This window comes from Bacillus sp. HMF5848 (genome assembly GCF_003944835.1).
In the GTDB taxonomy this organism is placed as follows: Bacteria; Bacillota; Bacilli; order Bacillales; family HMF5848; genus HMF5848.
In genome coordinates this window covers 1-10,000 of record NZ_RWIV01000001.1, presented here as the reverse complement: position 1 = coordinate 10,000, position 10,000 = coordinate 1, and the positions used below count along the sequence as shown (strand labels likewise).

8 protein-coding genes (1 of these 8 cut by a window edge) are annotated in these 10,000 nt (G+C 35.8%); all 8 read right to left on the bottom strand.

The window, feature by feature from the left end:
- Positions 1-782: the 5' portion of an HD-GYP domain-containing protein gene (locus tag EJF36_RS00040; RefSeq protein ID WP_125904445.1), read on the bottom strand. It extends 295 nt beyond the left edge of the window; 782 of the gene's 1,077 nt are visible here — the first part of the coding sequence; its start codon is at positions 780-782; the stop codon falls past the left edge of the window.
- Positions 783-903: 121 nt separating this feature from the next.
- A complete protein-coding gene (gene gyrA, locus EJF36_RS00035; protein WP_125904444.1) occupies positions 904-3,396 on the bottom strand; it encodes a DNA gyrase subunit A in 2,493 nt (830 codons plus the stop codon).
- 187 nt (positions 3,397-3,583) lie between these two features.
- Positions 3,584-5,509, bottom strand: coding sequence for a DNA topoisomerase (ATP-hydrolyzing) subunit B (gyrB, locus tag EJF36_RS00030; protein ID WP_125908207.1), 1,926 nt, complete (start codon positions 5,507-5,509; stop codon positions 3,584-3,586).
- Positions 5,510-5,741: 232 nt separating this feature from the next.
- Positions 5,742-5,999, bottom strand: coding sequence for an extracellular matrix regulator RemB (remB, locus tag EJF36_RS00025; protein WP_185806773.1), 258 nt, complete (start codon positions 5,997-5,999; stop codon positions 5,742-5,744).
- A 40-nt stretch (positions 6,000-6,039) separates the two neighbouring features.
- The gene (gene recF, locus EJF36_RS00020; protein WP_125904442.1) at positions 6,040-7,158 is read right to left on the bottom strand and encodes a DNA replication/repair protein RecF; all 1,119 of its coding nucleotides are present in this window, start codon (positions 7,156-7,158) and stop codon (positions 6,040-6,042) included.
- Positions 7,159-7,175: 17 nt separating this feature from the next.
- Complete coding sequence (gene yaaA, locus EJF36_RS00015) at positions 7,176-7,391, bottom strand: S4 domain-containing protein YaaA (protein ID WP_125904441.1); 216 nt, start codon at positions 7,389-7,391, stop codon at positions 7,176-7,178.
- A 244-nt stretch (positions 7,392-7,635) separates the two neighbouring features.
- Complete coding sequence (gene dnaN, locus EJF36_RS00010) at positions 7,636-8,772, bottom strand: DNA polymerase III subunit beta (protein WP_125904440.1); 1,137 nt, start codon at positions 8,770-8,772, stop codon at positions 7,636-7,638.
- A 211-nt stretch (positions 8,773-8,983) separates the two neighbouring features.
- On the bottom strand, positions 8,984-10,000 hold a 1,017-nt coding region (gene dnaA, locus EJF36_RS00005; protein ID WP_125904439.1), incomplete at its 5' end, for a chromosomal replication initiator protein DnaA.

Here is a 10,000-nt window from a genome sequence, read left to right as displayed (position 1 = left end):
ACATCTGCAATAGCAATGATCTGACTATACTGATGAAGCTTGTCCTTTGTATATCCAAATGGATAGCCACTTCCATCATTTCTTTCATGATGCTGTAAAATTGCTAGCTTAGTTATATCCTTTAATAGCGGAATGTTCTGTACTAAGCGATAGCTAAAAACAGGATGTTGCTTAACCTCCTTGAATTCATCTATTGTTAAACTAGTAGTCTTCTTTAGTATACGATTATCTAACTTAGCCATTCCCGCATCACTTAATAATCCCGCTAGAGCAAGTTGAATAACATCACCTTTAGAGTAATTTAATTTAATACCAATATATGAAGCTAACAAAGCAACAGAGATGGCGTGGTGATATATATAATCCTCTTTTGTAGAGAAGTGATGCAGTAATGCTAATTCTGATGGTGCCTCAAACACTGAGTCTAATAAAGGAATAATGGTGCTTCTCACTTTGGCAATATCAATAGGAGTACCTGCTTGCCAAGAAATAAATAAATGCTTATATGCTTGAACAGCTTGTAAATATTGAGTAGAAAAGTTAGTTAATTCTTTTCGAGGCTCACCTGAATTATCTTCTTCCATTGATTCTATAGGACGAAATACTTCACCAGTATTCAATGTAGACTCTACATATATATCTTGAACTAAAAAAGCTTTTAGAATATTTATTAACTCATTCGTGAGAACTGTTTTATTAGGGATAATCGGTCGATTCGATAAGCTCATAACATCTCGACTCACTATACATCCTGGCTGTAAATACTTAACACTTACTCTCATGACCGACCCTCCGATAGACTAAAATACTATATGATAATAGTAGCAAAATTACGATTTTTGTCCATTATGTAAATAAATGGCGTCCACATTTTTTTGTGGCTCGCCATTTATTATTTTACCTTTATTCGTCCTCTCCAGGTACTGTTTCGTCAGTTGTAGCATCCTCCTGTGTTTCAACAGGCGCAGTAACTTCCATGTCTTCCTCTTTTTCAACCTTTGCTACAGTAGCAACATAATCATCTTCACCAGAAACGCGTATTAATTTAACACCTTGAGTGCTTCGACCGGTTTGAGAGATGTCTCCTACCGCCATACGAATTAGGACACCACTCGCGGTAATAATCATTAAGTCTTCCTCACCTGTAACAGCCTTAACGCTTACAAGATCACCATTTTTGTCAGTGATATTACACGTTTTAATACCGACTCCACCACGACTTTGTATGCGATATTCCTCTGAAACAGTTCGTTTTCCATAACCATTACGTGTTACTATTAGAACCTCACTAGATTCTTCAAGTATTTCCATTCCAACAACTTCATCGTCTTCTCTAAGGTTAATCCCTTTTACTCCGGCAGCGTTTCGTCCCATTGAACGAACATCATCTTCTGGAAAACGAATTAACATGCCTTTTTTCGTCCCGATAATCATGTGCTTTTTACCATCCGTTAATTTTACAGATATTAGCTCATCATTCTCTCGTAAAGTAAGAGCAATTAATCCATTAGTTCTGATATTGGCGAACTGAGACAAAGGTGTTCGTTTAGATATACCATTCTTCGTAGTGAAGAATAAGTAATGATCATCCTCAAAGTCTTTTACTGGGATGATAGCATTGACCCATTCTCCTTTCTCGACTCCTAAAAGGTTAATAATTGGGATACCTTTTGCAGTTCTACCTAATTCAGGAATTTGATACCCTTTCGTTCTATATACTTTCCCCAAATTAGTAAAGTAAAGAATCGTATCATGCGTCGAGGTTGTTAAAAGATGTTCAACAAAATCATCGTCATTTGTACCCATCCCTTGAATTCCACGACCACCACGTTTTTGGCTCTTGTACGTTGAAACTGGAAGACGTTTAATATAACCATTGTGAGTAAGTGTTATAACTACCTGTTCTTCTGGAATTAAGTCTTCATCTTCAATGTCTATTCCACCTGCGGCGATTTCTGTACGACGTGCATCGTTAAAGCGGTCTTTTATCTCCGTCATTTCTTCGCGAATTATGTCTAACACTTTTTCTTCATCCGCTAAAATTGCTTTTAACTCAGCAATTAAAACAATTAATCCTTGATATTCTTCTTCAATCTTTTCGCGTTCTAACCCTGTTAAGCGTTGTAAACGCATGTCTAAAATTGCTTGTGCTTGTTTTTCAGACAAACTAAAGTGCTCCATTAGTCCGTTTCGGGCAATTTCTGTTGTCTTAGAACCACGAATTAATGCAATTATCTCATCAATATGATCAAGTGCAATTCGTAATCCCTCCAAAATATGAGCACGAGCCTCTGCTTTTTCCAACTCATATTGTGTACGTCTGCGAATTACTACAACTTGATGATCTAAATAATATTTTAGCATTTGCTTTAGATTTAATACCCTTGGCTGCCCATCAACAAGTGCCAACATATTAATACCAAAGCTTGTCTGCAACGAAGTTTGCTTATATAAATTATTAAGTATTACATTTGCATTAGCATCTTTTCTTAATTCAATAACAACACGCATACCATTACGATCAGACTCGTCACGTAAATCTGTAATACCTTCAATCTTTTTGTCTCGTACTAAATCTGCAATTTTTTCTATAAGCTTAGCTTTATTGACTTGATATGGCAATTCATTAACTATAATTACTGGTTTGCCATTTGACTTTTCCTCTATTTCTACTCTAGCTCTAAGGGTAATAGAACCTTTTCCTGTTTCATATGCCTTACGAATACCACTACGGCCCATTATAAATCCAGCAGTTGGGAAATCCGGACCTGGAATAATATCCATTAACTCAGCGATAGTCATATCAGGATCATGACTAAGTGCTAACACTCCATCGATTACCTCTCCGAGCTGATGTGGCGGAATGTTTGTTGCCATTCCAACTGCAATACCCGCTGCGCCATTGACAAGTAAGTTAGGGAAACGAGAAGGTAATACTACTGGTTCACGTTCAGATCCGTCATAGTTGTCTTGATAATCAATAGTATTCTTATTAATATCTCGTAGAAGCTCCATAGAGATTTTCGACATTCTTGCCTCTGTATAACGCATAGCAGCTGCAGAATCACCATCAACAGACCCGAAGTTTCCGTGTCCATCTACCAACATATAACGATAGTTGAAATTCTGTGCCATACGCACCATCGTTTCATAAACGGCCGAATCACCATGTGGGTGATATTTACCTATAACATCACCTACTATACGAGCACTCTTTTTATATGGCTTGTCAGACGTCATACCAAGATCGTTCATAGCATATAAAATTCGACGGTGCACAGGCTTTAATCCATCACGTACATCTGGTAACGCACGAGAGACAATAACACTCATGGCGTAATCCAAGAAAGAAGCTCTCATTTCTTGACTTATATTAATATCTTGAACATTAGACATATATACTGTAAACCTCCTTACTTATTGAGGAGTCTTTTGTAATTTTATAAAAGATTCCGGATACCTATTACATATAGAAAAAGAAAGCAAAGCAGGGCAACACACTCCCTGCTTATTAACATATAAGAAGTGTATAAAATTTAAGAATAACATACCTCTCCAAGGGTGAGAGGAGTAAAGTATTTTGCTAAATATCTAAGTTCTTTACGTACTTTGCATTTTCCTCAATGAAATTTCGACGAGGCTCTACTTTATCACCCATTAATATCTCAAATGTTTCATCGGCTTCTATCGCATCACGTAAATTAACCTGTAATAAAGTTCGTGTTTCAGGGTCCATTGTTGTGTCCCAAAGTTGCTCAGCATTCATTTCTCCTAGACCTTTGTATCGTTGTATACCAGGCTTAGGAGTATCACCAAGCTGTTTAAAAATCTCTTCAAGCTGGCGCTCATTATAAGCATACTCAATCCGTTTACCTTGCTGCACCTTATATAAAGGCGGTTGAGCAATATAAACATAACCATGCTCGATAATTTGTCTCATATATCGATAAAAGAATGTTAATAAAAGCGTACGTATATGTGCACCGTCAACATCGGCATCAGTCATAATAACAACTTTGTGATAACGTGCTTTGGAAATATCAAAGTCATCACCAATTCCTGTACCTAATGCTGTAATCATCGCGCGCACTTCGTTATTTGATAAAATTTTATCTAAACGGGCTTTTTCAACGTTAATAATTTTCCCTCGTAATGGTAGGATCGCTTGGAAATGACGGTCACGTCCTTGTTTTGCTGATCCCCCCGCTGAGTCTCCCTCAACGATGTATATTTCACTGATAGCCGGATCTTTTGATGAACAGTCTGCTAACTTACCAGGGAGATTTGAGATCTCTAAAGCACTTTTTCGTCTCGTTAATTCACGTGCTTTTTTAGCTGCCATACGTGCGCGTGAAGCCATAACGCCTTTTTCAACTATTTTTCTAGCTGCAGATGGATTCTCAAGTAAAAACTTGTCAAGCTGCTGTGTAAAAACAGAATCAGTAATCGTTCTCGCTTCACTATTACCAAGCTTTGTCTTTGTTTGTCCTTCAAACTGCGGATTAGGATGCTTAATCGAAATGATGGCAGTTAAGCCTTCACGTACATCTTCTCCAGTTAAGTTCTCATCACTATCTTTAAAAATATTATTTTTGCGAGCATAATCATTAATAACTCGGGTTAATGCCGTTTTAAAACCTGATTCATGTGTTCCGCCTTCATACGTGTGAATATTGTTCGCAAAAGAGTAAATATTACTTGTATAGCTATCGTTATATTGTAAAGCTACTTCCACTGTTATTTCGTCTTTTTCACCTTCAATATAAATGATATCCTCATGTATAACCTCTTTTGTACGATTCAAGTGTTCTACATATGAAAGGATACCGCCTTCATAATAATAATCAGATTGGCGCGCTTTTCCTTCACGCTTATCCTCAATAGAAATCTTTATCGCCTTATTCAAAAATGCCAATTCTCTTAAGCGATTTGCTAATGTATCATAATCATACTCTCTAGTTTCAGTGAAAATTTCAGGGTCTGGTGTAAAATGAATAATAGTACCTGTATGATCAGTTTCTCCGATTACTTTTAAGTCTTCAGCTGGTACACCTTTATTAAACATTTGATAATGTATTTTTCCGTCCCGGTGTACAAAAACCTCTAACTCTGTTGAAAGAGCATTAACTACAGAAGCTCCTACACCATGAAGTCCACCTGAAACCTTGTAACCACCACCACCAAATTTCCCTCCTGCATGCAGGACAGTCATAATAACTTCTACCGCTGGCCTTCCCATTTTTTCATGAATCCCAATAGGAATACCACGACCATTATCTGTTACTGTTATGCTATCATCCGGTTCAATAGTAACAGTAATTTCATCACAGAAACCCGCTAACGCTTCGTCAATACTATTATCGACAATTTCCCAAACGAGATGATGGAGACCTTTTGAACTTGTAGATCCAATGTACATACCAGGGCGCTTCCGGACAGCCTCTAACCCTTCTAGCACCTGTATTTGATTTTCATCATATGTGTTCGTATTTAATTCTTTTTGTTCCATAGCCAATTACATTCACCTTCGCTTTAGATTAGAAAAGCGCAAACGTCTAATATAACGACATAAGCCTTTATATTACGTAATTTCTACGACGTATTGCTTTCTTTTTTTTTGTAAAAATAAATGTCGTATTCAATTATTAGAAGCTCTACTATTAGAACAATACTAATATGTATTGTGAACTATAAATAGATCTAAACAATAAAACATCTATGAAAAATCAAAAAATGAGTAATCAATATTCTTCAATGCTATCAAGAATGGAATATGTTTGAGTTCTTTTTCTTAAAGTTGCGGAAGACAAAGGAGACATGTATATCTTTTTATTAGTTACAACTATTGATTTAACATCATGGTCAGCAATTGTAATTATTGATTTTGCTTGTTTTTTTATAAATTCAGACATAATTTCTGATTCAAGCATCGCACAATCTAAAATTACGACAATGTCTGTCGCGCGAATTAATTCTTCTCCTCCAATATGGACAATCAACGTTTTCACCTCATTGCCATCCGAACCTATGTGGCTTTTGTCATTGTATTTTTTTGATTGTACCTGCTGTAACCTGAAAAGTTGAAGCATCCTTGAGTGTATCATGGTGAATCCCTTCTACACTCGTAGTCGTAACGAAAGTTTGGACTTTACCTTGAATGGTATCTAATAAATGTGATTGTCTGAAATCATCCAATTCACTTAGCACATCATCAAGTAAAAGAATGGGATATTCCCCAATTTCAGCATGAATAAGCTCGATTTCAGCTAGTTTCAAGGATAGTGCAGTGGTACGCTGTTGTCCTTGTGAACCAAACGTTTGCACATCCTTCCCATTCACATAAAAAGCTAAATCATCTCGGTTAGGTCCAAATAGAGAAACTCCTCTATCAATTTCTCTAGTTTTAATGCTTTCATACTTTTCTGTATACTCAGTTACCATTTTCGACAAATCTGCTTTGTCTGATACATCAACAGAAGGTTTATATTGAATTTCCAAAGTTTCAAGCCCTCTACTAATTCCTTTGTGTATCGGCTGTGCCCATTCTTGCAGGAGAACAAGGAATTCATAGCGCTTCTTTACAATCTTCACAGCCATCTCAATAAACTGCTCAGTTATAACGTCTAACAATGCAAAATCTTTACGTTTATTAATTTGCATTTGCTTTAATAATGAGTTGCGCTGCTGTAATATTTTTTGATACTGACTTAATGCATGCAAATACACAGCTGAAACTTGACCAATCTCCATATCAATAAAACGTCGACGAACTTGTGGACTGCCTTTAACCAAATTTAAATCCTCGGGCGCAAACATGACCACATTCATTTGACCGATATATTGACTTAGTTTTGATTGTTCAATATGATTACTTCGCACTTTTTTACCTTTTTTAGATAAAATAATTTCAAGTGGTAGCGAAGTTTGTCGTTTTTGCACTCTACCTACTATTTTAGCATATTCTTCATCCCAGCTAATGATTTCTTTATCAGAAGACGTACGATGGGACTTTGCCATTGCTAAAACGTAAATAGATTCCATGACATTTGTTTTTCCTTGTGCATTCTCGCCTAATATAACATTCACTTTATTCTCAAATGTGATATCCAGCTTTTCATAATTACGATAATGCACAAGCTGTAAATCTGTTATATACAAAATTGCATCACCAACTTTTAACTAACAATAAACGTCCCTATATTGGGGATCGCTACAATGTCACCTTTTTTTAGCTTTCGTCCGCGCCTGTCATCAAGTTCACCATTAACAAACACTTCATATTCAGACAAAAACCATTTCACCATACCGCCTGTTTGAATGACTTCGGCTAGCTTTAAAAACTGTCCTAAAGTTATTATGTCTGTTGATATCGAAATGTGTTGTTGTTCCATGTTTATGTTCTCTCCAGTCTAGTAGGTGTTTATGTGTAATTGTGCTGGTTAGTGAATAGCTACAAAAATAACCCTATCTTACTATTTTACTAAAAAATATAGCTTTGAACAAGAAAGTCAAAAACATAATTGTTGGTAAGAACAGTATTAGTTGCATTATTACGTGCATATGCCTTGTAATATTTTGTGCATTAAAAGAGGGTGTATGAATCTATTTTGATTCTACACCCCAGTTTGATAAAAATTAATACGTTCGAACAGGTAATATTAGTTGTAAAATACGTTCATCTGTAACAGAACGCAATAAGAAAGGTCGCATAGCACCAGTAAATGTAATACTGATATCAGACCCTTCTAGTGCTTTTAAGGCATCCATCATGTATTTTGCACTAAATGAGATAGTTAAGTCTTCATCTGTAGTAACTTGACAAGAAAGTTCTTCTGTTACTTTACCAATTTCAGGTGAATTAGAAGAAATTTCAACAGCATTGTCCTCAAGTGTAGTTAATTTAACAACATTGTTTTTTCCTTCTCTTGCTAATAAAGAAGCACGATCAATGGCATGTAAAAATTCTTTTGCTTGTACAAGTATTTCCGTCTTTTTCTCAGTCGGTATTAATCTTGTAGTGTCAGGATAGTTGCCATCCAACAAACGTGAGAAGAATAATAAATGCTTTGTTTTGAATAAAACTTGATTTTCTGTAATAACAATTTCAACATTATCAGCAGAATCATCCAGTATTTTGCTAAGTTCATTCAAGCTACGTCCAGGGATAACAATATTATATGATTCCTCATTTGTTGTTTCTACTGGTGCTTTTCTAAGTGCTAAACGATGACTGTCGGTTGCGATGCAAGTTAAAAGACTGTTATCGATAGACCAATTTACCCCAGTTAAAATAGGGCGAGTTTCTGATGTTGAAATCGCAAATACTGTTTGACGAACAATTTGTTTTAATAAATCTGTAGGAATACGAATAATTCTTTCATCTGTGATTTGCGGAAGCTGTGGATATTCTTCGGCATCTAAGCCATTTAAGTTAAACTCAGCCTTTCCAGATCGAATAAAAGTAACTAGATTTGATGTTGTTTCAATTTCTACTTCATCTTTTGGAAGCTTTTTAACTATATCAGCAAAGAATCTAGCTTGTAAGACAATACTTCCTACTTCGAAAATCTCAACAATCTCATCGCCAGCTTCTTCTTTTGGTATAAATGATTCTATTGATATGTCGGAATCACTTCCCGTTAATGTAACTCCCTCTTTTGTAAGGGTAATTTTAATACCTGACAATATTGGTATCGTAGTCTTTCCTGAAATAGCCTTTAAAACATCATTGACACTACGAACTAAATAATCCTTTTGAATGATGAATTTCATACATAACCATCCCTTCGAATCAACTCATAGTCTGCTAGCTATAGTATTAGTTTAATATTAAAAACTAGTAATAATAATAGTAATACTTGTGGATTTGTGGATAACTGGGTTTATCCTATCTCCACCTATGTTTTCCACATGTGGATAAGGTGTTAACAATCTTCTCGGGTTATTCACAAACCTCACAATTACTTCAAGACTAACGAAACTATCAGTTTTTTAATTGAGATTGTATTTCTTTAAATGTTCTTTGGAAATTCGGATCGCTTTCTAGCTTTTTTGATATTTTTTCATGAGCATGTATGACAGTCGTATGATCACGGCCACCAAATTCTTCACCAATCTTAGGTAAAGAGGCATCGGTGAGTTCACGCGACAAATACATAGCTACTTGACGAGGTTCTACAATTGTTCTTGTTCTTTTCTTAGCCTTAAGTTCCTCTACTTTTACGTTAAAGTGCTGACTAACAACTTTTTGGATATCTTGAATTGTTATAACTCGCGGTTTAGAACTAGGGATAATATCCTTTAAAGCATCTGAGGCTAAATCAGCGTTTATATCTTTATTTATTAAAGAAGAATACGCCACTACACGTATAAGCGCGCCTTCTAACTCTCGAATATTCGAATCAATCTGATTAGCAATGTAGAGCATGACTTCGTTTGGAATATCTAATCCGTCAGCTTTTGCCTTTTTTCTAAGGATGGCTATTCTTGTTTCTAAATCCGGTGGTGTTATGTCTGTTATTAAGCCCCATTCAAAACGTGAGCGAAGTCTATCCTCTAAAGTTGGTATCTCTTTTGGAGGTCGATCACTAGAAATTACAATTTGCTTACTTTCCTCATGGAGAGTATTGAATGTATGGAAAAACTCCTCTTGCGTTTGTTCTTTCCCTGCTAAAAATTGAATATCATCAATTAGTAATACATCTACGCTTCTATATTTGTTGCGAAAATCGACTGTTTTGTTATCTCTTATTGAATTAATAAATTCATTCGTAAACTTTTCAGATGATAAATAAACAACCTTCGCAGCTGGATTGTGCTCTAATACATAATGACCAATAGCATGCATTAAGTGAGTTTTACCTAATCCTACGCCTCCATATATAAAAAGGGGATTGTATGCTTTTGCGGGAGCCTCAGCAACTGCTAATGAAGCAGCATGTGCAAAACGATTTCCTTGCCCGATAACAAATGTATCAAATGTGTACTTGCTATTAAGCAT

Bases quoted from the DNA above. Each gene is read 5' to 3' on its own strand.
- yaaA (WP_125904441.1), bottom strand. From the start codon at position 7,391: ATGGAACAACAACACATTTCGATATCAACAGACATAATAACTTTAGGA.
- gyrB (WP_125908207.1), bottom strand. From the start codon at position 5,509: ATGGAACAAAAAGAATTAAATACGAACACATATGATGAAAATCAAATA.
- dnaN (WP_125904440.1), bottom strand. From the start codon at position 8,772: ATGAAATTCATCATTCAAAAGGATTATTTAGTTCGTAGTGTCAATGAT.
- gyrA (WP_125904444.1), bottom strand. From the start codon at position 3,396: ATGTCTAATGTTCAAGATATTAATATAAGTCAAGAAATGAGAGCTTCT.